We start from the raw sequence: 25,512 nt of genomic DNA on the forward strand, positions 1-25,512 counted from the left end.
CACACGACTGAAAATGGAGGGATTAAACCGATGACCGGGATTGACAGAATACTCACTATTAGCGAATTGAAAGCTAGACTCGATCCTTTGGCGATCAAAGCATTGACAAAAACTTCAGAACATTTTAACAAAAAGTATCCTGATTCTAAACAAATAATCAGTCAGAAAGGTATAACAGGATATATTGAAACCCTTTCAGACCATCTCAATAACAGTATTCTAGATGATACAACGCGCGTACTGCTTTCAAAAGTAGATATTTATGCCGCTTTAATCCAACAAATCTTAGATCAAGAAGTAGTTGATACTAAAGATGTGAAAGGACTTTATCACGCTGTTCAGCGCTCTGTTGAGCAGGAACCCAGAAAATATTTTTTAGCTAGGCTGCTAACAGAGGTACTCAATGCTAAACATATACAAATTCAACCTGGGGAAAGAAAATGGCATAACCTTGATGAACTAGCACTAAAGCGGGGAATTCCCATCCGAGACGGCAAAGTCGAACATGCTGTCGAAGATATTCTCGATGTCATTTACAAACAGGGAGACCTTCCCCATTACTTGGATGAGTATATTAAAAAAGGTGAAATAGAGGAGCATAATTTTACCTCTGACATCAAACAAGGGATGATTGATTACTTGGTCAATCTTGGTTTGAATATTAAGTCTGAAGCAGAATTCCAGAAAAGTACATACGACGAATACTTTGCCTTAGCTTATAGTGCGGCACTAAAGCGTAGAACTGTGACGGACGATCCCATAGATGTTGCTCGGACAAAGGATGATCATTCTGACTGGGATTTTTCCGTTCATGCCTTTGATTCTAATGAGGAGCAAGGGATAATACCCGCTAATATTAAGGCTGCTGGTGTACTGGATTACGTTTACTACATCGGTGAAAGGATGCATGTCTTTGATGTCACTAATGCCCTAGTGTTACGTTGGGCAAATGGTTCGCTCGATATTCCCGAAGGCGAGGCAGCAGCAGGACTATATCGCTTCCACAAACTGCGACATGAGCGCTCGACACCAGAAGAACGGGCAATGCTCTACAAACGGATACTGAATCGAGGTAATGGTCAACTCCTTTCTAGCATGATGCCCAATGAAGCTTTCTCTCGCTATTGGCATACTCTAATGTCGGAAGTGACCGAATATATCAGAAGGTCAGAAGGAATGAGAAGGGGAGACAATCAACCTTCGCGATCGCAACTTTACCAAGCTGTGAGAAATCTTCAGTACAATTTGACCGACTACATGACAGGAATGTCTCACTTACAAGTGACTGAAGACTATGCCCATTTGCAAGAAGCGATCAAAATACTGAAGACAGAGGAAATTATTAACCATTTTGGGGGTCGGCGCAGGAATCTTTGGGACGTGATTGAAAGGATAGCCAAGGAAGATTTGGGTATTACCGTCCAGACTTATGTGACGCGCACTTTGGCAGTGGAAGGGGATAAGGTATATAAGTGGATTGCTGATTTTCACGAAGCAACTGTCAGAGAACAAGAGTTCAAAGCCTTTCTCCAAGCAGCAGAATCATGGATTATTGCTCAGGCTTCTTTGCAAGAGACGAATGGTAGTTATCGCAATGGCAACAGGAGAGGAGACTTCGGTGATATGAATGATGATTTCGAGGATGAGGATAATTTTGATGATGATTTCAATGATGATTTCGATAACGATGATGATTTCGATGACTGGTAAACAGTTAGAGGAGTTACAGGAGTGCCTCATTCCCTAAGCAGTTAAGCTAACGAAAATTCAACCTAAGGAGTTAATTAAATGCCGAGTAATGAAGAGTTAAAAAATCAAGCCAGGGCAAAAGCCCGTTCTATCCTCTCCAAGTCCCAGTCTTTTCGAGGTATGGAGCGGGGGGAGCAATTACAGATTTATAAAAATTTGGTCGATGAAGAATACCGAAATTTAGCGCAACCAAGTGGACTAGCCACAGGGTTTGCTGCTGCAGATGCCTTGAAGGAAATAAGAAACGAGCGAATCGACCAAGCTGGAGGTATGCTAGCTGATGCAGTGCATGATGTTGACTTTCCTGGGTTTGTGCGAGACCTTTTAACAGGAGTTTTTAATGCCAATTTGGATGCCAATGAACGGCAAATGGAAGCCTATCGAGAATTGCTAAGGGAAGCGACAAGAGACGCTTCTTCATTTGTCAATGAGATTGATGACGAATCAGCAATGTACCGTTTGGTTCAAGATAATGACCAATTCCAAATGTCATTCCCTGATTCTGGTTTCCCTGATTCTGATTCCCCATCCTCAGGTCAAGCTCTCCCTACCATTAAGGATAAGGATGGAGAGGACGTAGATGACGATGTAATCAAAGCCAAGATCTTAGATACTAAACTGGCAATGGCCAAAGAGCGTCGAACCCTGCTACGGGAAACTTTATTAATGGGAATATCTCGCTTAGTAGTTGAAAAAGGAACGATTCGAGCCAGTGTGGAATTTAAAATAAAAGCTGCTGAAAGAACACAAACTAAACAGCAAGCCAAAGAAAAGGTCCACTCTACAGATATAGACACTAAAAGGACATCCTTCGATGTCGGTATTTTCAGCATATCCCATACAAAACAACGCATCAAGCAGACTTCTCAGGTTAGTGTTGCTGCTTCTCAGAGCCAAACGAGTACAGACTTGTCAACTAAAATGACAGGATTTGTCGAAATTCAGTTCAAGTCAGATTATTTCAAACTAGATAACTTTACCCAAATTTTTGATTTAGGAGAAGGGCAAGTTCCTCAAGGTGGGACAACTCAGCCACAGCCACAACAACAGCCTCCTGCTGCTGGACAGTAACATCTCCAGGGGGAGCAATGAACAATGGCACTAGCAATTCTGCGATTTCAAGACAATGATGGGGCAAAGAGCCAATTTCAGGTAGATATTGGGACTAATCGGTTTTATACATACGCCATAGGCAAAGAGGAATTGCAGCGTTCCGAGGGTTTTAAGGTCTTGAGTAATCCTAAGTTCACCTCTCCTTTAATTGGTCCTCTGAGCGAAAGTAGCTTAGGGAGAACGATTTTAGAAGTCCCGAATCAGCAATTTAACCGCCAAAATCGCTATATCCAAATTATCAGCTTCCGTAATCAGCAGCAAGAAGGACCCGCTATATCTGAAATTGTGAAAATCCCTTTCATTAGTTATGGAAATCATGATTTACCCGTAATATCCTTTAGCCAAGAAACCGTTATGAAAAACCACCCCGTTGATACAGTTCCCTTTGCCTATAAAGAAGTCCAGCCCGTTAGTTCCGCCATGTTTTTGGGAGGACTATTCAATGCTGTCAAAGCAATAGCTGCTCCTGTACTAGACGTTGTGAAAACTGTCGCTGCTCCTGTCTTGGACGTTATCAAACCCGTAGCTGCTCCTTTACTTAACGTGGCTGCTCCTGCGATCGGAAAAGTTGCTGACAAAATTATTCCTGGCTCCGGTAAAATTATCAGTACAGCGATACCGAGTCTTGTAGATATCTTCGCGGGGACTGATGGTTCTCCCGCCGCAATTCTCTCTGACCCCTCCAAGTTACAAACAATCTTCAATAATCCCCTGGTGGCTCAAAAGCTTTCATCTAACCCCCAGGCTGCTCAACTATTTGGTAGTTTACTGCAACAACTAACTGCAAGTGCAGCGACACCCCAAACTGCCCAGGCTGCCAGTGCTTTTGCGGTGGTGGGCAATGGCAGAGTTCAAGACAGTAACAACTCTTTGCTAAGTTTAGAGCAACAACTCATCCCCGGAACTTTACCACAATCTCTTTCCACAGCAAAAGGAGTTTCCCCAACCTCTACTCAATATGTGGAACAAATGTCGGTTCCCGTTTCCCTCGCCAGTTGTTTACCTTCTCTGATGCCTTTAATGGACAAGGTGATGACTCGCGAGATGCGCCGAATGTTGATGGATCGCAATATCCCTGAGCGTAAACGCATGGGGCTAATTACCAATGGCTTGATGGATGTCACCAGAGGTTTTCGGGGGGTAAGGAGAAATTTTCCCGATCGAAGTTTTCGGGATAGAAGTTCTCGGGATAGAAGTTTCCGTGATGGAAGTTTTCGAGACAGTAGTCGCTTTGGGAGACATCGGTATGACGCTTTTTCCGTAATGGAAACAGACGGAAACAAAGAAGTAAATGCTCTGGTGTCAGGTTTAAGTATTGGGCTTTCTGCGCCCGATCCTACCCTTGATTATGATCGAGTTGAATCGGTCAAACTAGAGTTTACCGAGCAAAAAACCTTAATGATGCAAGGTCGCTCTCGTTTATTGTACAGCCAAGACCAAACCATCGCTTTTCCCCTAGAGGTGGAAACCCCACGCCGGATTACGAAGGGCATCTTACAAATTATAGTCAAAGATCCCAATACCTTAGAGGTGTTGATTGAGGAGAAATATCGCCTAGAGCATATTACCTCTGGTTCTTTGTCCGTTGTCCCTAAATTATCCCCCCAACGGTTGCGCAGTCTGGAACCCAATGAGGAATATTTGGTTTGTGCGGTGCTGGTATGGGAGGCAAAATCCCGTAACACCAACCGGAAAAAACGCTTAGGAACCAGTATGTCCCAGCTTATCACTTTGGTCGGGGAATACTGTTTTGACCGCATAGAAGGTACTGGAGAAGTTATTCCCCTCAATGATGTCGATCGCTTCCGTCCCTACTGGCATAAAATCTGGGAAGGGGATTTTCAGAACCAGATCCGGCATACCAGCCTTGATTGTAAATATTACTATGCCCTGGAACCTGGACGCACCAATCACGCCCGCATGGAAACGGTGACTCAAATTGAACCCACGGGTGGTAGTCGTCAAGCAGGTAAGTTAAAAACGGGCTTAATTCTCAGTGCCTATCGCTTAAATGAGTTGTTGGGTCAAATTTCTGATTATCCTCTGTTGGATGAGGCACAATTAACCGCCTTATTATCTTCCGAGTTTCAGGAACAGTTTAGCCATTGTGCCCGTGATTCAGTGGAATTTAAGGGACGTAGGGGAGATACGGTGGGGTTATGGGTGTATCCAGAGTTTAAGTTACAGCGCGTTTTGCTCAAGCAGGTGGGGGAAACCAATAGTAATGGGCAGGTGTTGGGGTTAGTTGAACGGGCGGTTTATTTTCCTATGCCTGCTGTTGTTCATTTTATTGGAGTGGGTAATTAGAACATCTATCTATCAGATTCAAAACCATAAATTTCTTAATTCACTATAGAGTTAAATCGTCGAATTAAGTAAAGTACATCAAAAAGAGGAGAAAAAGCAATGAATTATGACCATGTCCAGTTTATTGCCTATTGTATAAATACAGCACCAAAAGCCGAGTGGAATGGGACGAATTGGAAGCAAAAATATCTGGGACTTCAAGATGCTTTGATGGATATTAAGCAGAGAGTTGCTTTAGTGAAAACAGCTATAGATATTGCCTATAATAATAGTCAGAAACAGAACCAAACATTAAAAATATTCATGATTCCAGAGTTCTTTTTTCGAGGTTCAAGAGGTGCTTATGCAATGCCCAAAGTCCACAAGGTAGTCGAAGATTTACAGAAACTAGTTAAGGATAAAAAGTGGCAAGACTGGATATTTGTATTTGGTTCAATTGTCGGATTTTCTTCTCCAACTATTACTGGAAAAAAACGTAAACGGGAGGAAATTGACGAAAGTAAAGATAAGGAGATTTACAATTTCACCTTGGTTCAACAGGGAGGATTTGAAAAATTTGAGGACGCACATAATTACGCACGTGTAGTTATGAAAGAATTAAAATCAGGCATAGATTTTATCCAAGCAAATAACATAACTGGTAAGGGTCTTGTATTAGAACGAGTTATTTATCCGTTAACAGTTAATCAGGAGAGAAATGAATTATCTGATTCTTACTTTGCTGGAACTTCCATATTTGATATGAAAGGGATTAGATTTGGGCTAGAACTTTGCCTCGATCATGATCAAAAACGTCTGAAAAAATCAAGAGAGTATCAAAAGGGTACAAGCGATGGCATTGTTGATATTCAGTTGATACCATCCTGCGGAATGTCTATTGATTTAGATGCAATTGTTGTTCGCAACGGTGGTTATGTTTTTAACTGTGATGGCCTCACAAGCCTTAATAAGAAAACAACTGAAAATACAGGAAGAGAAATACATTTCAACGACGGAAGCAAGGCTTATGACTCGCATAGTGCTTTGCTTATTAAGACAAATAGCAATTTTAATTCTCTGAAAGACGACAAAGTTACAAAACATGACATAACCGGAGTAAATGTTGTTAGCCAGATATATGCACAAGGAGCCGGGCAACTCCACATTTATACCCCCCAAGCACTTCCAACAGCATCATCAACGCTTTCATCATCAAAAAGTCTTTTCCCTCCTAGTCAATCTAGCTTTACCACTGCCTTATCCAGCGAACCTGTCCTCCTGAACGGCATGAAAGTCATTTTTGATCAACCAACTCCTGTTTATCCCGTCAACCTCCAACCCAAAGATAAGTAGTGAATAATGGACAACGAACCTAACCCCATAGAAACTAGAGAATCAGAAGATAACGAAATTCTCATCCCGTTCGCCGACATGGTACAACAACTCGTTGACTACGGCGAACCCCTTGAAGATCCCTTTTCCAATCAAGCCATGATTATTGAGAAAGTAAAGGTTGATATGCCAGTGGAAATTAAGGTTTTAGTGGAAGACGATGGAACAACAACTCTTAAGAGTAATGCACCTACCCAAAGTACCGAGACTACAATTATGCCAGTATTTCATCGCATGAGACTAACGGTGGAACTCGATGGGGAGTAAGAGGATGTCTGAAAAGTTATATTTGCCAAATTTCTACTGTTTTTTGCCCCCCAGCCCCCCAACTTTGGGGGGAGATGGATTTGAAAGTCCCCCAGGATTGGGGGATTTAGGGGGCATTGGTGTAAAAAGTAGGTTGGGTAGAACAAAGTGAAACCCAACACTAACTATTATATTGATTGAGTTTTGTTGGGTTTTGTCCCTCAACCCAACCTACAAAAACTACATAAGGTAATTACCATGTCTCAAACCACTCTAACACCAACAAAAACAATTCCACCTCTTGAAAATGGGGATCAACTAACGCGCATTGAATTTGAACAACGTTATGAACAGATGCCTCATGTCAAAAAAGCCGAATTAATCGAAGGAATTGTTTATATGGCATCACCCTTAAGATTTACTCAATACGCAGAACCCCATGCTCTTATTATGACTTAGTTAGGCACATATTGGTCAGCCACACCAGGAGTTGAAGTAGGGGATAATTGCACGGTTAGACTTGATGCCGAAAATGAACTTCAACCTGATGCTTTACTCAGAATTACTGAAAATGGACAATCAACCATTAGCGAAGATGGCTATGTAGAAGGTGCGCCAGAATTAATCGTAGAAATTGCAGCTAGCACTGCTTCTATTGATTTACATGATAAATTAAAAGCCTACCGACGTAATCAAGTTCAAGAATATTTAGTCTGGCGTGTTTATGACAAAGAAGTTGATTGGTTTCGCTTAAGAGAAGGTAAATATATTAAACTTCAAACCAATGAACAAGGTATTATTTGTAGTGAATATTTCCCCGGATTATGGTTAGCTCAAGCAGCTTTAATCACAGGAGATTTGGCTCAAGTCTTATCAACTTTACAGGAGGGATTAAATAGTCCAGAACATCAAGATTTGGTCAAGAATTGAAAGAGAGCATTGCAGAAAGTGAAGAATAACTACAGAATTCGTGGCACAACTCCAGAAATAGAACAAGCTGCACGGAAACTCAGAAACAATCTGACACCAGCAGAAGCTCGTTTGTGGTCAGCACTACGCAATAAGCAACTTGAAGGATTACGCTTTCGCTGTCAGCATCCTATAGGCAATTTTATTCTAGATTTCTATTGTCCTTCTTGTAAATTGGCTGTGGAAGTTGATGGAGAAATTCACGCTAGCCAGACTGAATACGATGATGCAAGGACTTCTAAATTAGCAGAATATGGCTGTAAAGTGCTGAGATTCAAAAATGAACAGGTGATGAATGATTTGCCGAAAGTTTTAGCAGAGATTAGGCAATTCGCTCTCAGCCCCCCTAGCCCCCCAATGCTGGGGGGAACAAGATTTCAAAGTCCTTGCCCCCTTAGCCCTCCAATTGTGGAGGGAACAAGAATTGAAAGTCCTTGCCCCCCTAGCCCTCCAATTGTGGAGGGAACAAGATTTCAAAGTCCCCCAAACTTGGGGGATTTAGGGGGCTAAATCACTAAACTCCTCCAAACACCTTAAAACAATGGTTACCAAAAGCAACCGTCCCTGGAATTTAGAATCTTTCCTCAACTCCCTAATCTTTGAGTTGGATAAAGCACAGGACACCCTTTCTGTCAAGAGATTGAATCGAAAATTGACCTACACTGTTAAAGATGTCGCCCTGGACTTGCAAATCTTTCCAGAATACGACGGGGATAAAGTACGCTTTACCACCGCAAAACCTGGAGAAACAGGAGCATCTAAAGTGTCACTACAACTCGGTTCTATTCGAGACCACCAAATTCGAGAAGTCACCAAAGAACCCCTTACTCATGATGATATTTCTATCGAAGAAACTAATTTACCAGAACCAGCATGGAAAGAACTCAAAAAACTAGGTATTACATCAGCAGAAGACTTACGACGAACTGTAGAAGACCATAAAGTCGATTTAGAACAAGTAACCGACCAAAAAATAGACTATAAGAACCTAGCTGACCTAATTAATCAGTCTCGCCGGAGAAAGCAGGCTCCCAGAGTTTCTAAGGTGAGTTTTGCAAAATCTGTTCCCGGTAAAGCCATTTTAACCCTTGAAGGCGATAATTTAGCGATCGCCTCTTCCCTAGATGATTTTCCTGTAGCTGTCATCAATGACCAACCTGTAGAGATAGTATCGGCAAATCAAAATGAATTGCAAATTCAAGTAGATGAAGACCAAATTCAAGGAGTATCAAACCAACTAAAAGTAGCTCTCGATCCTTATGCCATTGTTACAATGAATTTGAAGAATTAGAGGAGTTCAGGGAAGTTCAGGAGTTCAAGGAAGTTCAGGAGTTCAGGAGTTCAGGAGTTCAGGAGTTCAGGGAAGTTCAGGAGTTCAGGAGTTCAGAAGTTCAGAAGTTCAGGAGTTGAGGGGAGTTCAAGGAAATTCAGGGAAATTTAGGAGTTTAGAACTTTAAGGAATGGAAATATGAATAGAGAACCGGCGAAAAGTTTTCAAGATTTGATTGTTTGGCAAAAAGCTCACCGAATAATTAATAATTAATAGTTAATAATTAATAATTAAGAGTTGATGGTCAATTAATTATTCATTCAATAATTCAGGTCTGAAGCCTCCCCTTGGATAGGGGATAAATCAAAAAAATTCCTTTTAGTCAATCCTATCCGTTTTAAGAAGGGGTAACTATTAATTATTAATTGTTCATTGTTAATTGCTGAACAGCTTGTTTTAAATATTTATCATTTTAGAAGTAATTTTCCTAAATCAGAAATGTATGGATTAACTTCCCAATTGAGACGTGCAGCAGTTTCTGTTCCTGCTAATATAGCAGAAGGATTTAAAAAAAGGACAAGCCCCGATAAGTTAAGGTTTTTCAATATTGCACAAGGTTCTTTAGAAGAGTGTCGTTATTATCTAATTCTTGTCAAAGACCTTAACTATGGAGATAGCACTTCCTTAATGTCCCAGCTTGAAGAAGTCAGTAGATTGCTAATTCGTTATTCAAAATCTATTCTCAATTCTAACTCCTGAACTCCTAAACTCCCTAGAACTTCCCATAACTCCTAACAAAAAAAATGCCTAATTCAAAATCTATTCTCAATTCTAACTCCTGAACTCCTGAACTCCCTAGAACTTCCCAGAAATCCTAACAAAAAAAATGCCTAATTACCGACCACCCAGTAACAATCGCTTACTAGCACTCGAACAAGAGTTGCTGGAAAAGAAGCGATTGGCTAAGATGGGTCAATGTAGGCGGGATATGGCCAATCTGAAGAAAGACGAAACTGTTATAGCTAGTAATGGGGATAGGAGGGCAAAATTAACTGAATTGCCTAATTCCCGTAAAAAACGGCACACCAATAATCGACTACTAGAATTAGAACAAGAACTTTTAAGACGATATAGCAGGAAAAAGGCCCAAAAAACAACATCTAGGGGGCAAAATTTCAAGGCCAAACAGAATAATAAAATAGGCGATCGCTTACTTTCTCCCAGTAATAATCGACTATTAGCACTGGAACAAGAACTCTTAGGACAAAAGCCTCAACCCAAAAAACAAAAACCAAAATCAAAACGTAGTTGGGTTAAATCTCAAATTTTTGACACAGGTGAACCTATTGAACTGCAATATAATAATGAAGTTTTCCCAATTTCTACACCCCCAAAAACAGCAGTTTCTATCCCAGAAGAAAAGTGGGAAGTTGATAAATTGGAGGTTGAAGTTTCTGAACCAGAGTTATCTCCTGTAGCAGAAAAGGTGGTTTCTCACTCGGAAATTTCAGCAGATATAACTCAAGAAAGTGAAAATTCCTTATCTGAAGCTGCTACTTTAAGACCTGAAAGTGAGACAAAATTCGAGCCTCTGGAAAAAGAAGATATTCCTGCTCTTCTGGCCGAACTTAATAACAATCAAGTAGAAACAAATCCTACATCAATATCTCCTCAAGTAGAATTGAAAAGCGATCGCCATAACCCCCATGCTATTTTCGATCAGATGGGCAAAAATATGGCGTATGCTACTACCTTTGATTTCGGTACAATTGAACTAGAAAAACTTTTTGATGAATTTGACCAGACTTTAGACCAAGAGGAACAAGTTAATCAGTATAATTCTGTTTCCCAAAAACAAGACGATTTAGAATTACAACAACTCTTCGATGAATTTGACTGTGCTTTGGAAGAGGAGTTCAGGAGTTCAGAAGTTTCAGAAGTTCAGGAATTTGACCAGGAGTTCAGGAGTTCAGAAGTTTCAGAAGTTCAGGAATTTGACCAGGAGTTCAGGAGTTCAGAAGTTTCAGAAGTTCAGGAGTTTGACCAGGAACTCAGGAACTCAGAAGTTTCAGAAGTTCAGGAGTTTGACCAGGAACTCAGGAACTCAGAAGTTTCAGAAGTTCAGGAGTTTGACCAGGAACTCAGGAACTCAGAAGTTTCAGAAGTTCAGGAGTTAGTAGAATATAATTTAATTTCAAACACTGCCAATGCTGCAACTCCAGCAACTGATATAAAAGTTGCAACTCCTACTATTTCTCCAACTTCTAAATTATTAGAGAACAAATTGGATTCCAATACCTTAGCAGAATTTTACTTTAGATTGAATGCTTTATTATTCCGCACTGGCATAAATTTCATTTCCTTAATTAGTTGCCTGGTTAACTTTCTTCGTCGTATCGAGATTCATTTTAGACCAGAAAATAGTCAAAAATTGAGCTTATCTGATATTCCTGATTCTAATGAACAACAACGCCCATTTAATCACTGAATCATTTAAAAATTAGGTAATTAACAATGAAAAACAATAACAAACAACCAAATAATCGTCTATTTGCTCTAGGACAAGGAATTCTGGTCAATAAAACCTCTGAACAAAAATCTCACCAACCCTCGCCCAAGAAACGGAAACGCACACGGGAAGAAGCACGAGCGTTTGATTTTGGTAAGGTGATTCAACTACAGTACGATGGTGATGCTTTCCCATCAGCCACCCCAGAGGTGAGGTCATTTTCTAATTCTAAATCCTTTGCTTCAGAGTTAGAAGATGAAAGTTTGCCTTTTGAAGTGGAAGTACGAGCCTTCGATTTTGGGGAAGCGATTCAACTACAGCACGATACTGATGATCTTCCCACAGCCACCCCAGAGGTGAGGTCATTTTCTAATTCTAAATCTTTTGCTTCAGAGTTAGAAGATGAAAGTTTGCCTTTTGAAGTAGAAGCTTTTGAGGTAGATAAAGAAGTTACGCCTGTTAGTAAGTCAATAACTCCCCAATCAGAAACTCCTGTACAACCTGTAGTTGAACAAGAAGTTACTCCGAAACCAATAGAGGTACAGTCAGTTCAGGTCAATGAAGAAGTTACCTCGAACCTAACGGAAGTACAGCCAGTTAAAGCAACTGTTGTTTCTCCTTCAGAAATGCCGTTAAAATCTACTCGTCCCGTAAAACAATCTACCAGGGTTGAGGAAAACCTTTCTAAGGAAGAATTATCTGATGCACAAGCCTTTGCTGAGGATTTACAAGCGATTCTGAATGGGGAGAAAACCTACGATGCTGAACAAAAGCAGGTAGTTCCCACTTCACCACCAGCAAAACTAGAAGCAGCACCAGCACCTACATCCCATCCCCACGATATTTTTGATCAAGGACAAGCGGCTACTCCTACCCCACCTCAGCAACAAGCGGAGCCAGAACCTGTGCCAATGTCCCGTTCCCATGCTGTTTTTGACCAAATGGGCAAAAATATGGCTCATACGACTGATTTTGATCAGGGGACTGTGGATTTGGCATTGGAGATGAGGTTTGATGAGTTCGATCGGTTGTTGGATCGGAAGGTGCAGCAAATGACAGTCCCAGAGCCTACCCCAAATGAGCATAACGTTGAAAAAGTACAGGAAGAAACCTTGGAAGCTAAAGAAATAAGTGTGCCATTGGAGTTGGAGGCATCAGAACCACAAGGCGATCGTGATTTGATGCCCCAGGTATTGGCAACACCGAAATCGCCGACAACTGGGAAAACGGCTTCATCCTTAAAAGACAATGAAGTTCTGATACCTGTAGACGCTTGGTTCTAGTAAACATTGAAACTGCTAAAGTTATACCAAATTGATAAATGTTTGCTACAAATATTTAGGGTATTTATTCTAATTTAGAATTTAGAATTTAGAATGCAGAATGGATAGATTTAATACCATTTTTGATGTTGTAATATCATGTCCGCTTAATTAGTGATAATAAAATTTTTAGGTGGTAGGTGGTAGGTGGTAGGTGGTAGGTGGTAGGTATTAGATGGTAGGTGTAAATTCAACAGGGAACACTGGAAACAGAGTAAAAATGTGAGATATTTCTTCAACATTTAGAGTAGAACATTTTTATTATACTTAATCATCCGGACATAATATAAATTACCTTTTTCGTGAAACAGACTTTATCTGAAAGTCTTTTTATGGTGCTTATTATTCGTAACATTCTTTTTTCAAAATGGTATTATTCAATCAAGAAAGGAGTAAGACAATGGGTAAAGTTGGAGAACGAATTGAACAAATTAACGAAACATTTGGCATCGAAGTTGAATTTTGCACTCATGATAGTGAAATTCTAAGCTTCACTCATATTGAGGTCTGCACAATCAAACACAAAGGAAATGATTGGAAAATAGAAACAGATGCAGATTACACGCTCGAACTCGTCTCACCTATTTTAACGTTTGACAATGCTAAGGAGGCTAACCAATTTAAAGCTACTCTCATGGCTACACTGGATCAACTTGTCAGAGAGGAACCCACGCTGGGAAAATGTGTTGAAAGTATAAAGGGATTTTTAGAGACACAAACAAACATCAAATATTTCATAGAAATAAAAGAAGAAATAAAGGAAACAAGAATTAAATACATATTACAAACAGGCCTTTTGAAGGAATTAAATTTTCATAATTGGGATGAAGACACTAATCTGGAACGTGTTATTGCTCAGAGGAAAAAAATCAACACTCTCGATAATGAAAAAGTACAAGAACATTTACAGGGCGTAATGTTGAGTCCAAGCAAGAAGCATGGTGGATTGCCCAGTTCCCAACTCAATCATCCAATGAGCTTGAACACCTACGTATGGTATTCAATGTATATAAAAGAACCAAAAGCCTGGTTTAGGGTGATCGCTTCATCCAAAGATGATTTTCTAAACAGATGGAGAAATAAGAAGATAGAATCTATTAAAACACAATATAAACATCTCGATGACAACTGGAAGCAACGATATCTAAATGATGATTATCTAGAGCAACGACAAGATAACAATATCCCAATATGGCATAGATATTGGTTTTGGTTGGTCAGTATTCGAGAAATACTTGAGAAAGCTTTGAATTATAGAAGCGAGGGAGAAAAGATCGAAGAATTAGATAAATTCAAAGCCAAGCTGTTGACGACAAAAATAAAGGAGCCGATATCAGAGGCACAATTGTTCTGGAACAAATCGAAGACCCCTGAATGGATAGAAAATATCTTATTTGAAGACTCAGGAATGAAAAGTAATACAGTCCAAGACACAAAAGAAATTAGTAATGATCCTTCGCAACTTAAAAGTGCCATGTATGTAACTATACATAAGTTAATTTCAGGAGCGCTGGGAGTTTTAAGCGAGGAAAAACAAGGAGAACTTCAAGAAATGATAATGGCTATGCAAGGTGAGATAGATGCGGATGTGCTGAAATCATGTGTAGCAAATCCAGAGTTTCTGCACTTTCACTATGCATTGAAAGATTTGACTCCGCTATGGTTTAAGGGATCTCTTGGAGATGTGATATTCAGTATAAACGATACTAATATAAAACTGGAGCTAAAAAAAAGCTTAGAGAAACTTAAAAGTGATGACGTTGAATATATTTTGAATAATAACCTAAAATTTTTAGGGCGTATTTATATGTTCAATGAATATTTCAATTATGGCAATTCCTATGATTGGGAAGAGTTTAGAGAAACTCTACTTCCGAGTGTTAGTGGTTTTGTTAGGCAATTTAACAAAGGTAAGGACCAACTCGTTGAAGAATGGGATAATATTAATAGCAATTTCACATATGAAAAAATCCAGGAAAAAAGGAAAAATGAAAATATCCAAGATCAGGAAAATATCCAAGATGAGGATCATGCCAAAGAAAAAAAACCTGCGTTCTTAAATCGCACAGCAGTACCTGCTTGGGAAGGTCGATGGGACACCATTAAGAAGCCTATCCGACAAAACGGAAAAACAACAGAATTTCTTGTCGAACATCGCAATAACTAAGGCTGAAAAATAGCTGCTCTAATTCATTTTAGATAACTATATCTATCATTTTTCCCTTTTTTTCAATATTTACCGAATAATTAATAATTAATAATTAATAATTAATAATTAATAATTAATAATTAAATAATTCTGGTTTAAAGCCTCCCCATTTTAAGGGGAAAAAAGAAATAATACTTCCTTATATTCAATTCCGTAACGGTTTTAACCTTCTTGTAATTATCCATTATCCATTAATAGCGGGTAAGGTTCGGAAGTCACCTTCCTCTCCTCCCCTAAGAACCGTGCGTGACAGTTTCCCATCACACGGCTCAAGCCTTACTTCAAGCCTTTAACTTGGATTTTTGAGTGAACCTGTTTATGGCACGCTTTGTGCAAGTGGATTAGATTCTCTTTGTCATTAGAGCCACCTTCCTTCACAGGTTTGATATGATGGGTTTCGATTTCTTCTCCGTTAAATAGGTTATCTCCACAAACGGGGCATTTCCAGTTTTGGAATTTGGCTACTTGTTCGTATTTGGAACCTTTTGCCCATGTTAATTTACCGTTTTTGGTGTTTCGATTATCCCAATAATCTCGGAGGGTGGAGTCATCTGGGCTGGCTGTGCCTTTAACTTTAATATGCCTAATGATTGGAGTTTTACTGATGTCGTAAAGGATGTAAGATTTTTCCTTTCCTTTCCGCCCAGCTCCTTGGCACTTAAATGTCCAATTGTTCCCTTGACACCATTGGAAATAACGGTCTTTAACCCATCTTTTACCTTTGTTGGGATGCCTTCTTGTAGCCCAACGCCAGAGGTATTTCCACACCCTGTTCTTGATGTAGCTAAAGGTTTCTTTACTAACTGTTCCTCTATAATAGTTGGCAAAACCTCTGAGAAGGGGGTTTAACTTCTTGATGACTTCTTCTTGGGTGCTGGTTTTCATGCTAGATAGGATTTGACCTATCTTTTGGCAAAATGCCAACACTTTGTCTTTCTGAGGTTTAATTAACAATTTACCGTTATACTGACGTAGATTGAACCCCAGAAAGTTGAATCCGTCTTCAATATCTACTATCCTGGTCTTCTCGGCGTTGATTTCCAATCCTCTTTGTATTAACCATTGCTGTATCTGGATAAGTACGGTCTCAAGTGATTCCTTGTCTTTGGAGGTGACAACAAAATCGTCGGCGTACCTGATGATGCCTAGCTTTGGGTTAATCTCTTTGATGTATGTTTCTAACCCGTGCAATCCGATATTTGCTAATAACGGACTTATCACACCACCTTGAGGCGTACCTGTTTCGGCCGGGGTGAATTGATCCTGATAGATGAATCCAGCTTTTAGCCATCCTCTGGTGAGTTCACTACATGGTGCTGAACCTATCAGATTGTTGATGGCCTCATGAGCAATGTTGTCGAAGAATCCTTTGATATCAGTATCTAGAACCCATTTGTGATTGACGCATCTGTCCCCATGTCTTAGTTTAATAAAACATTGTTCGATGGCATCATGACAGCTTCTTCCGGGTCTGAATCCATACGAGTTGGCCTCAAACACGGCTTCCCATTCAGGTTCTAGTGAGTTCTTAACTATTGCTTGTGCGACTCTATCCCTTATGGTTGGGATTCCTAAAGGACGTTTCTTGCCATTGGTTTTGGGAATATAAACTCGTTTGGTGGGCATTGCCTTTGGCATTTCCCATTCATTAACAAGTTTTACTCGCTGTGCAGGAGTATTGATGACCTCCTTATCTATTCCTGCTGTTTGCTTTCCGGTGTTAACCTGAGTAATTTGTCTGACACTTAGCAATAAGTTTGACCTGCTCCTTATTAACAGTTTCTGCAATCTTCTCAATTGCTTCCACTGACCAAGCTTTCGGGCACGAAAGATTCTTTGTCTTAAATTCCTAACAATTTTACGGGTTTTCTTCCAGTTAATCTGGCTCCAATCCGTAAACTGTCCGTTGACTCCATTTATCAGGCTTGCGCTTGACATCTTAACTTTTATCTCCGTTGGGTTTCTTTGTTCATTGTCTCTTTCGTGTAAGACCCAAGAGAAGTCTGCTTTCCTTTCGGTCAGGGGCAAATTTTGAACCCCTATCTAGCTCATTACAAGTCAGCCTTTGCTTTTTCTCTCATCTTTTACCCTCCAGGGAGTTCCGTCTTCGTTACCTCCGACCTACTTAGGATTATCGACCTTTCCTAAGACCCTGTAGGGCTTACCCTGTTGTGTCACTTAAAGTTTCTGAGTTGGTTAGGATGGTTGTCTATTCTGCGAGAGGATTTATGTTTCCACGCCTGAGCGAGCGTTGAGCGTTCAGACCTTCCTCTATGCCTTTTGGCTTCAGCCTGTCAGGAATAATTTGGCTGATTTAGAGATGACGCAGTTTAATCAACAACTTAGTCTATGTTCATCCTTCCTTCTCTTTCCCTCTTTTGCTCCTAACCGCTTAATTCCTAGCAGCTTCGGCTACTTTCGGGGCCTGCATTCCTTCTATTTCATTACTTACTTTAAAAGTGACCGGACTCTAAGGGAGTCTTTTCCGTGAGGACCGGAGGTGGAAATCTCCAGGGAACTAGGAGTCCCAATTCAAGTGGCCTTTTCAGGTCGCACGAACCCTTCTCTCCTAGATAACTAAAGCCTTCTTTTTTCTTTCTTCTTCCTTCTGCTATAACTAAGAAACCTCATCAAATCTAGGAATTTCATAACTCAAAAAATCATAAGCCATATCAGTATTAGGAAAAATAGCACGGGCCTCCTGTAGCAAATCATCCAACAAAATCGGATTCCCAGGAGCATATCTAGGACTAAAATGAGTCATCATCAAACGTTTAGCACCTGCGGCCAAAGCTACCTGTGCAGCCATAGTCGAAGTAGAATGTAATCTTTGAAAAGCCATATCAGCATCCCGATGAGAAAAAGTAGCCTCGTGAACAAGTAAATCTGCATCCTGTGCCAGTTCCACCGCCCCATCACAAAAAACAGTATCAGTACAATAAACAAACTTCCGGCCAATCTGAGGGGATCCACATAAATCAGCCCCACTAATTCTCCGTCCATCAGACAAAGTAATCCACTCACCCCGTTTTAACTTGCCATATATAGGACCAGGAGGAATACCCAAAGCCTTAGCCTTTTCCACATCAAAATGTCCCGGTCGGTCCTTTTCTGTTACCCGATAACCAACAGCAGGAACCCGATGTTTTAAATAACCACAGCTAACAATATATTCATCATCCTCATAAATTACACCAGGTCTAGATTGGTAAACCTTCATAGGATAAGCCAAACGAGTTTGAGAATATCGAATACAACCTTGCAAGTAATCCTCCAGAGCAGGGGGGCCATATAAATCAATACTTTTCACATTGCCCCCCAAACCACAACTAGCTAATAACCCCATCAGACCGAAAATATGGTCGCCGTGCATATGAGTAATAAAAATACGAGTCAGTTGACTGACCTTAAGTTCACTGCGGAGAAACTGATGTTGAGTTCCTTCCCCACAGTCAAACAACCATAATTCACCCCGTTGAGGCAAGCGTAAAGCAACACTCGAAACATTACGCGACCGCGTCGGGACACCAGAGCTAGTTCCTAGAAAAGTTACCTGCAAAACTTCAAACTTCCTCAATAAACTAAAAAAATATGATAAGTATATCCACAGTGATAATTATTTTCTAATTTTACCCTGTGAGATTTATTCTGGCTTTTGCCTACATTAGTTAACCTTAAAGTTAAATATAAAATCTAAAATCTGATGAGTTCTGGATTGCTATTTATTTCAGTTATTAATCGTTCCATTAAACCACTAAAACACTACTTTTGGACATCTATTCTATTCTGGTTACTAGCGATCGCCCCTGCCCAAGCTTCCTTAGTCTTGCGAATTGCCATTCAAGAAGGGGCAAAAGAAGTTAAAGTAGGAAGTTCCACAAATGCTACCATTAGAGATGGTGCTGGTAGAGCTATTGGGGAACTACAGCCAACTAAAGGTTTTGTCGCCGAATTAAAATCAGGAAAAGTTGCTTTGGCAAACTGGGTATCTGGTCAAATGTGGATCGAACCCAAAGGAGAAGGTTATGTATGGATAGGCGATCAGTGGTATCGTGGACGTACTCACATTATCCCTAGCAAATCAGGAGTTACAGCGATCAATTACATTGATATAGAACAATATCTATATAGTGTTATTGGAGCAGAAATGAATGGCAACTGGCCTCAAGCAGCTTTAAAAGCCCAAGCAGTTGCGGCCCGCTCCTATGCTTTGAATAAGCGTCAAGAAAATAGTAATAATTTCTACGACTTAGGCAATGACCAACTATGGCAAGTATATCAAGGAATTAAAACAGAGTCTCCAGGTACTTATGCTGCTGTTGATGCCACTAAAGGTCAAGTGCTTACCTACAATGGTCAAATTATTTTAGCTTTATTCCATTCATCCTCTGGAGGCCACACAGAAAATGTAGAAGATGTGTGGTCAAATCCACTTCCTTACCTCCGTGCAGTTCCTGACTTCGATCAAGATGCCCCAGTTTATGAATGGACAGAGTCATTTACTCAAGCAGAATTGAAACAGCGAATATCAGGTGTAGGAAATATTATATCTATGACACCTCAGACTACTACTCCTCACAATAGTGTGATTACGATAAAAGTTTTAGGGGATGCAGGAGTTAAGACTCTTCAAGGTACAGATATTACAGCAGCTCTGGGATTAAAAAGTACCAGATTTATAGTTAGTCCTAATAAGGATGAAGGCCAACAAATTCCCAGCAGTTTCAAAATTACTGGAAAAGGTTTTGGTCATGCTGTAGGAATGAGTCAATGGGGAGCTTATAATTTAGCTCGGAACGGATATAATTACCAGCAGATTTTGTTGTACTATTACCAGGGTGCAAATTTAGCAAGAATTGATGTACGTTAAAATTAAAGTTTAGACATTATTTTCTAAATCTAAGTAGGTAGACGTTAAAATTTATTGTTAGATGAAGGCAGGAGACAAAGGCCAAAAGGCATAAGGGAAGAACTTTTAGAGCCACTTTACTTTTTGTTACATAGTTAGTTTTTTTCGTGCCTACCTACTTAAGTCAATAAATTCTACTTCTACTGTTAAGTAAATAAATCTCAAAAACCTAGATTTTACTAAAAATAAAAGAGTTAGATTGGTTTAATTAAAGCTGTTGAAATACAAAAATACTCCTGATGTAGGTATATCTATGATTTTATTGATTAGCTTATTCTCAAACAATCTTTTTTCAGCTTAGATTTATATGATAATTCTATATTCACAGGTATTTTCAGTTTAATAAAGTACATAAATTATTCCTTAGCATCTGATTGATTTAATCTTTTTTGCCATTCAGCATCAATTTTATCTGCTTGTTCAGCTTCCTGTTCTAGGATACTCTTTTCAGTTGTATATGCTAAACTTTCGCAACCAATAATAGTTTCACTAGCAAATTTTTTAGCATATTCAATTTTCTGTTTTAACTGACGATCGCTATGATTCAAAGTAATAACTCTTTTTTGTCTTTGTTGATTCCGTGCCTCAACTTTACCATTACGCCATTGTACCCAAAAATAACGAATTAAAGGTAAAACTAAAAAACCAACACCATAAACCAGTAGAAGAGGATAAATAACTTCAACAAAAGAAATAAATCCTCCTAACTGAGCTGCAACCGTACCATCTTCTAACAAAGAACCCAAAACTAAAGCACCAACAAAATTCACAGCACCCAACCCAGTTGCTAACATTATTTGACCAGAAGTTGCCTCACTAAACCGCCAAAATTTTTCCTTTAAAAATGCAGAAATAGGTTGAGAATTCCACCCTTTTGCCGTTGCTTGTAACTCAGGAAAATGATAAACAATTTGACCCTCAGAACTAACCTCCGGACGACCATTAAAACGAATTAATACTGGTAAAATATACTCTTCATATTCCAAAGCATAACCTTTACCCAAATCATCTAAATAAGGAGCAATTTGTTCAGCAACTACCGCCCCTTGATTATTTTTAATCACAGTAGCGATCGCTTGCCAACGTCGCTCATCTAAATTGTAATTTGGGTTACCATCTCCAAACAAAAAAGAAAACACAGCTTCAAAAAAATTCATCCCATTTTTTTGACCTTGAGAATGATATTTTTGTCTTTGACGTTGATATCTGTAGGGGCGATCGTAATAACCCCAATTAAACCACAAAAACCAATTATAATTAAACCAAAACCGAGGGAGAAACATCATCCCGCCACCAAAATTGTTACCCCTACTACCTGAATCATTTCGATCGCCACTAGAATTAAGAGAAATCACAATAATAGTAATAGCGGCTAGTATAATTACAAAAGAAAGTATCAACAAAATACCAAAAGAAATTCGGATCAAATAAAACAATACTCGCCAGACTTTCTCCCACCATTCTCGCCATCTTAACCGCCAGAATTTATTCCTTAAAATACCTCTAAAATTCTTAGGAAATAAATAAGCAATTTCCCCTGTTTCTGATACTTGTAAATGACCACCAGCATCTGTAGCTAAAGCTAATAATCCTTGTTCTGCCACTTTAACATCTAATCCAGCTTTAGCCACCACATCTCCCACTGTAACACGGTAGTCCAAATTCTCCACGGCTGTTATTATCGCAGGATTTGGAGTCATAACATTACCTCTGACCTAATTTACTTATCTACTTTAAATTATAGACAAAAAATAATCTATCTAGGAGTAAGCATTTAGCTCTCAGTTATTAGTAGTCAGCTATCAAAACGCTATACTAATTAGAAAAGTTAGTCCAGACAAATTTTCCTCAAAAAATGTAGAAGTTGCCAGGTAGATAAAATCTGGTTTGATGCGGTTTTATCCATACTTTTAATTATTTATTAGTCACTCAATCTTGATTCCGACTTCATTTAGTCATCAGCTAATTGGTGATAAATGAGGGCTTAAACCTAAATACAAAAAGTGAAAATAGTCAACAAATTCCCGCTATATTATCTGGTTTATATTATGTATTCTGTAATTGTAATTTTGCCACAACACAAATAGAGATCAATAATGCGGTCTCTTATAGCAATTATCAAACTTAAATATTTTGAACTATATTTGAAAATTTTTACAAATACTTTAGGATTGTTATAGTGACTTTAAATAGGTTATGAAAAAGACGTTATTCTGAAAAGGAACATCTAACAACTGGGTGCATCTCATATTTGCAAAAATACTTTTTTCCTATATATTCCCTATTCCCTGTTGCCTGTTGCCTAAAAGTGATAAGTTTTTGGCTTTATTAAAAATTGAGATGCACCCTAACAACTTAACCCAACTTTCCTTGATATACCTTTACTATTTAGGATGTTTATATAATATCGGCAAATTATGTGTAAAAAAATCTCATCTAAGTTTCAAATCTCCAATAAAAACACTATATGATGAGTGAGATTTATTTTACTTACTCGATCCAAGTTTATGTATAACTCATCTTGCTAAATAAAGACTAATTTATATCTCTTGCCATTCTATTTTAATTGTAATTTTTTAGGGAAAAAGTTACTGAGTTAGTATAGCAATCCTAAATGATTTGTGAGAATTTTTATAATAGTTAAGATTGACGAAAAACCTCGATAAATCTGACTCCTGACTCCTGACTCCTGACTCCTAACTCCTAACTCCTGATTACTACAGAAATATTACATAGGACTGCTATAGTTAAGTCATAAATTCAAAATTTATAGTAGCATTTTGAGATAGTCATCAGTATAGAGAAATAATTGAAAAAGATAATTCCACTTAGTTAGTGTGAAATTTCCGACAATAAACCCAATGTCAATTGTTTATCAAATTAAAATCAATCGTGATTGAGAAGGCAAGAAAATCTAAATAATTCTTCACTCATAAACAATTACTAGAGTTATTAATTGATATTCTACTAACAAACAAAATAAAAAAAATTATCCCTAATCCAATTAAACATTCATGTATTCTTCTAATTATATATAGTATTTTAAAATGAGATGTAAATCTATATTGAGCTTTTTTATAATCAAAAAATCCTGTCTTGAGTATCCATTAATTATTGTGCAAAGCTACTATTTAATGCTGTTTTTTCTTCTTTACTGTTCCCTGTTCCCTGTTCCCTGTTCCCTTTTGAGTAAGACTCTGTCTCCGCATTTCAAATGAAAAGGCTATATAGCAATCCTAAATAATTTGTGAGAATTTTTATAATAGTTAATATTGACGAAAAACCTTGAAAATTCTGAGTCCTGACTCCTGAGTCCTGACTCCTAACTACCACAGAAATATTACAATTTAAATAGGATTGCTATATTATAATTTTATCTTGAATACCTCCAAGAAAAGAGAGGATTTACTGGCATAATTTTAGTCAGAGATTCAAGCCATAAACTCAAAAATTATGTTTGACCGAAGCAGGATAAAAGTAAAGTGCAAACATTTAATCTTCACTTCTTCCTTCTTCCTTGAATAGAATACCTCCAAGAAAAGAGAGGATTTACTGGCATAATTTTAGTCAAAGATTCAAGTCATAAACTCAAAAATTATGTTTGACCGAAGCAGGATAAAAGTAAAGTGCAAACATTTAATCTTCACTTTTTCCTTCTTCCTTCTTCCTTCTTAATTACCTCCTTGAATAAATGCTTATATCTCTTCGCATTAATAACTTTGCCCTTATAGATCATCTAGACCTAGAATTAAGTCCTGGTCTAAATGTCTTCACAGGAGAGACAGGTGCTGGTAAGTCCATTATCCTAGATGCTCTCGATGCAACTCTAGGCGGAAAAGTAGACCGTCGTGTAATCCGAACAGGAACTAAACGAGCTATCTTAGAAGCAACCTTTGAGCTAAACTCATCCCTGGCCGAATGGTTAGGAAATCAAGAAATAGATCCAGTAGATGGTACATTAGTAGTCTGTAGTCGTGAAATTACTTGCGCTCAAACCTCTCTCCGTACTAGGTCTCGTCTCAATGGTATTCTGGTCAATCGCAAAATAATGGACCAACTGCGTGACCGCCTATTAGAAATTACAGCCCAAGGCCAAACTCTACAATTAGGAAATCCCAATCTCCAAAGGGAATGGCTAGATTTATATGGTAGTCATCCCCTAGTACAATGCCGAGAAGCAGTAAGTATTGCCTATCAAAAAGCTCAAAAAGCCAAAGCAACATTAGAAAATCGTCGCCAGTCAGAGCAGAAACGTTTACAAAGAATAGATTTATTAGAATACCAAGTACAAGAATTAGATAAATCTAATCTTACCGAACCTCAAGAATTAGAACAACTAGCACAAGAAAGTCAACGCCTTAGTCATGCAGTTGAACTTCAACATCAAAGCTATCAAATATATCAAGCTTTATATCAAAATGAAGGAGATAATTCAGCAGCAGCAGACCTCCTTGGAGAAGCAGAAACCATCTTAAACGATATGGTAAACTACGACTCCACATTAAAACCTATATTGGAAATGATTAATGAAGCTTTATCTCAAGTTGTTGAAGCTAGCCGACAAATTAGTAGTTATGGCGAAGAATTAGAAGCAGATCCCCAAAGATTAGAAGATGTAGAAGAAAGAATTCAAGAACTTAAACAAATTTGTCGCAAGTATGGTCCAACCCTAGAAGAAGCTATTAATTATTATGACAAAATACAAGCAGAACTCAAAGAACTACAAGATGGTGGAGAGTCTGTTGAAGCACTCGAAAAAGCATACTTAGAAACTCAAAAGCAATTACAAGATAAATGTAGCGAACTTAGCTTAAAACGTCATAGTGCGGCAGCTAAATTAGAGACAAATTTGGTAGAGGAATTAAAACCCCTCGCTATGGAAAAAGTGAAATTTCAGGTAGAGATTACTCCTACTACCCCAACAATTACAGGTGCTGACCAGATTACATTCTGCTTCAGTCCAAATCCTGGTGAGCCACTACAACCTCTAAATTCAATAGCTTCTGGTGGAGAAATGAGTCGATTTTTATTGGCATTGAAAGCTTGTTTTTCTCAAATAGAAGGATCTGGTACTCTAGTATTTGATGAAATAGATGTTGGAGTCTCAGGAAGAGTAGCAGGAGCCATTTCAGAAAAACTACATCAACTTAGTAGGAAACATCAAGTCCTCTGTGTAACCCATCAACCGATAGTAGCTGCAATGGCTGATAATCACTTTAATGTCAGTAAACAAGTAGTCGAGGAAATATCTACTATGGACTTAAACTTAAATAATCAAAACTCTGAAGTACGGACTATAGTAAGAGTTAAAAATCTAAATAATTATCAACGGCGGGAAGAGTTGGCACAATTAGCTAGTGGTAGGCCAGCTCAAGAAGCTATAGCTTTTGCAGAATCTCTTTTAACTGAAGCTGCTACTAAACGTCGGCAAAATTTGACTATACCTATTTCCAGTTCTAGAGGAGAATCTTAATCCATAATATCAGTTCTATTAAAAATACATTATAGAATAATATTAACAATTGACTTTAACAAAGG

Annotated in this window: 16 protein-coding genes and 1 pseudogene; 14 read left to right on the forward strand and 3 right to left on the reverse strand. The window is 38.7% G+C overall.

The window, feature by feature from the left end; translation table 11 throughout:
• Positions 1-30 precede the first annotated feature (30 nt).
• The 12 genes and pseudogenes from F6K18_RS05495 to F6K18_RS05550 all read left to right on the forward strand — a co-directional run bounded on the left by F6K18_RS05495 (position 31) and on the right by F6K18_RS05550 (position 15,023).
• Positions 31-1,710: a hypothetical protein gene (locus F6K18_RS05495; protein ID WP_287519359.1), complete on the forward strand. Its 1,680-nt coding sequence runs from the start codon at positions 31-33 to the stop codon at positions 1,708-1,710.
• Between the two features lie 78 nt (positions 1,711-1,788).
• A complete protein-coding gene (locus tag F6K18_RS05500) occupies positions 1,789-2,820 on the forward strand; it encodes a hypothetical protein (RefSeq protein WP_287519360.1) in 1,032 nt (343 codons plus the stop codon).
• A gap of 24 nt (positions 2,821-2,844) precedes the next feature.
• Entirely contained in the window at positions 2,845-5,169 is a 2,325-nt protein-coding gene (locus F6K18_RS05505) for a hypothetical protein (RefSeq protein WP_287519361.1), read from the forward strand.
• Between the two features lie 99 nt (positions 5,170-5,268).
• Positions 5,269-6,501 carry a hypothetical protein gene (locus F6K18_RS05510; RefSeq protein WP_287519363.1) on the forward strand — a complete coding sequence of 411 codons (1,233 nt, stop codon included), beginning with the start codon at positions 5,269-5,271 and terminating at the stop codon, positions 6,499-6,501.
• A 6-nt stretch (positions 6,502-6,507) separates the two neighbouring features.
• Positions 6,508-6,807, forward strand: coding sequence for a hypothetical protein (locus tag F6K18_RS05515; protein WP_287519365.1), 300 nt, complete (start codon positions 6,508-6,510; stop codon positions 6,805-6,807).
• 237 nt (positions 6,808-7,044) lie between these two features.
• Positions 7,045-7,716, forward strand: a pseudogene (locus F6K18_RS05520) (Uma2 family endonuclease).
• An 18-nt stretch (positions 7,717-7,734) separates the two neighbouring features.
• Entirely contained in the window at positions 7,735-8,265 is a 531-nt protein-coding gene (locus F6K18_RS05525; protein ID WP_287519367.1) for an endonuclease domain-containing protein, read from the forward strand.
• A gap of 31 nt (positions 8,266-8,296) precedes the next feature.
• Positions 8,297-9,046, forward strand: a complete 750-nt coding sequence (locus tag F6K18_RS05530; RefSeq protein ID WP_287519368.1) for a hypothetical protein — start codon at positions 8,297-8,299, stop codon at positions 9,044-9,046.
• A gap of 411 nt (positions 9,047-9,457) precedes the next feature.
• Positions 9,458-9,784: a four helix bundle protein gene (locus F6K18_RS05535; protein WP_287519370.1), complete on the forward strand. Its 327-nt coding sequence runs from the start codon at positions 9,458-9,460 to the stop codon at positions 9,782-9,784.
• Between the two features lie 127 nt (positions 9,785-9,911).
• The gene (locus F6K18_RS05540) at positions 9,912-11,513 is read left to right on the forward strand and encodes a hypothetical protein (RefSeq protein WP_287519372.1); all 1,602 of its coding nucleotides are present in this window, start codon (positions 9,912-9,914) and stop codon (positions 11,511-11,513) included.
• A gap of 26 nt (positions 11,514-11,539) precedes the next feature.
• Positions 11,540-12,817: a hypothetical protein gene (locus F6K18_RS05545; RefSeq protein WP_287519373.1), complete on the forward strand. Its 1,278-nt coding sequence runs from the start codon at positions 11,540-11,542 to the stop codon at positions 12,815-12,817.
• A 439-nt stretch (positions 12,818-13,256) separates the two neighbouring features.
• Positions 13,257-15,023, forward strand: coding sequence for a hypothetical protein (locus F6K18_RS05550; RefSeq protein WP_287519374.1), 1,767 nt, complete (start codon positions 13,257-13,259; stop codon positions 15,021-15,023).
• Positions 15,024-15,341: 318 nt separating this feature from the next.
• On the opposite strand, the gene ltrA is transcribed toward F6K18_RS05550, so the two are convergent.
• Both ltrA and F6K18_RS05560 read right to left on the reverse strand, forming a co-directional pair.
• Positions 15,342-17,003, reverse strand: a complete 1,662-nt coding sequence (gene ltrA, locus F6K18_RS05555) for a group II intron reverse transcriptase/maturase (RefSeq protein WP_287519375.1) — start codon at positions 17,001-17,003, stop codon at positions 15,342-15,344.
• Between the two features lie 679 nt (positions 17,004-17,682).
• Positions 17,683-18,624 carry a ribonuclease Z gene (locus F6K18_RS05560; RefSeq protein ID WP_287519603.1) on the reverse strand — a complete coding sequence of 314 codons (942 nt, stop codon included), beginning with the start codon at positions 18,622-18,624 and terminating at the stop codon, positions 17,683-17,685.
• A 144-nt stretch (positions 18,625-18,768) separates the two neighbouring features.
• Here F6K18_RS05560 and F6K18_RS05565 point away from each other — a divergent pair, with 144 nt between their 5' ends.
• The gene (locus tag F6K18_RS05565) at positions 18,769-19,935 is read left to right on the forward strand and encodes a SpoIID/LytB domain-containing protein (RefSeq protein WP_287519376.1); all 1,167 of its coding nucleotides are present in this window, start codon (positions 18,769-18,771) and stop codon (positions 19,933-19,935) included.
• 395 nt (positions 19,936-20,330) lie between these two features.
• On the opposite strand, the gene F6K18_RS05570 is transcribed toward F6K18_RS05565, so the two are convergent.
• Complete coding sequence (locus F6K18_RS05570) at positions 20,331-21,674, reverse strand: hypothetical protein (RefSeq protein WP_287519377.1); 1,344 nt, start codon at positions 21,672-21,674, stop codon at positions 20,331-20,333.
• 1,991 nt (positions 21,675-23,665) lie between these two features.
• Here F6K18_RS05570 and recN point away from each other — a divergent pair.
• Positions 23,666-25,447: a DNA repair protein RecN gene (gene recN / locus F6K18_RS05575; protein WP_287519378.1), complete on the forward strand. Its 1,782-nt coding sequence runs from the start codon at positions 23,666-23,668 to the stop codon at positions 25,445-25,447.
• Positions 25,448-25,512 lie beyond the last annotated feature (65 nt).

It is taken from the genome of Okeania sp. SIO2C2, assembly GCF_010692625.1.
In the GTDB taxonomy this organism is placed as follows: domain Bacteria; phylum Cyanobacteriota; class Cyanobacteriia; order Cyanobacteriales; family Microcoleaceae; genus Okeania; species Okeania hirsuta.

Excerpts from the sequence above, each read along its gene's own strand:
- F6K18_RS05495 (WP_287519359.1), top strand. The coding sequence starts at position 31 with ATGACCGGGATTGACAGAATACTCACTATTAGCGAATTGAAAGCTAGA.
- F6K18_RS05500 (WP_287519360.1), top strand. The coding sequence starts at position 1,789 with ATGCCGAGTAATGAAGAGTTAAAAAATCAAGCCAGGGCAAAAGCCCGT.
- F6K18_RS05505 (WP_287519361.1), top strand. The coding sequence starts at position 2,845 with ATGGCACTAGCAATTCTGCGATTTCAAGACAATGATGGGGCAAAGAGC.
- F6K18_RS05510 (WP_287519363.1), top strand. The coding sequence starts at position 5,269 with ATGAATTATGACCATGTCCAGTTTATTGCCTATTGTATAAATACAGCA.
- F6K18_RS05515 (WP_287519365.1), top strand. The coding sequence starts at position 6,508 with ATGGACAACGAACCTAACCCCATAGAAACTAGAGAATCAGAAGATAAC.
- F6K18_RS05530 (WP_287519368.1), top strand. The coding sequence starts at position 8,297 with ATGGTTACCAAAAGCAACCGTCCCTGGAATTTAGAATCTTTCCTCAAC.
- F6K18_RS05540 (WP_287519372.1), top strand. The coding sequence starts at position 9,912 with ATGCCTAATTACCGACCACCCAGTAACAATCGCTTACTAGCACTCGAA.
- F6K18_RS05545 (WP_287519373.1), top strand. The coding sequence starts at position 11,540 with ATGAAAAACAATAACAAACAACCAAATAATCGTCTATTTGCTCTAGGA.
- F6K18_RS05550 (WP_287519374.1), top strand. The coding sequence starts at position 13,257 with ATGGGTAAAGTTGGAGAACGAATTGAACAAATTAACGAAACATTTGGC.
- ltrA (WP_287519375.1), bottom strand. The coding sequence starts at position 17,003 with ATGTCAAGCGCAAGCCTGATAAATGGAGTCAACGGACAGTTTACGGAT.
- F6K18_RS05565 (WP_287519376.1), top strand. The coding sequence starts at position 18,769 with ATGAGTTCTGGATTGCTATTTATTTCAGTTATTAATCGTTCCATTAAA.
- F6K18_RS05570 (WP_287519377.1), bottom strand. The coding sequence starts at position 21,674 with ATGACTCCAAATCCTGCGATAATAACAGCCGTGGAGAATTTGGACTAC.
- recN (WP_287519378.1), top strand. The coding sequence starts at position 23,666 with ATGCTTATATCTCTTCGCATTAATAACTTTGCCCTTATAGATCATCTA.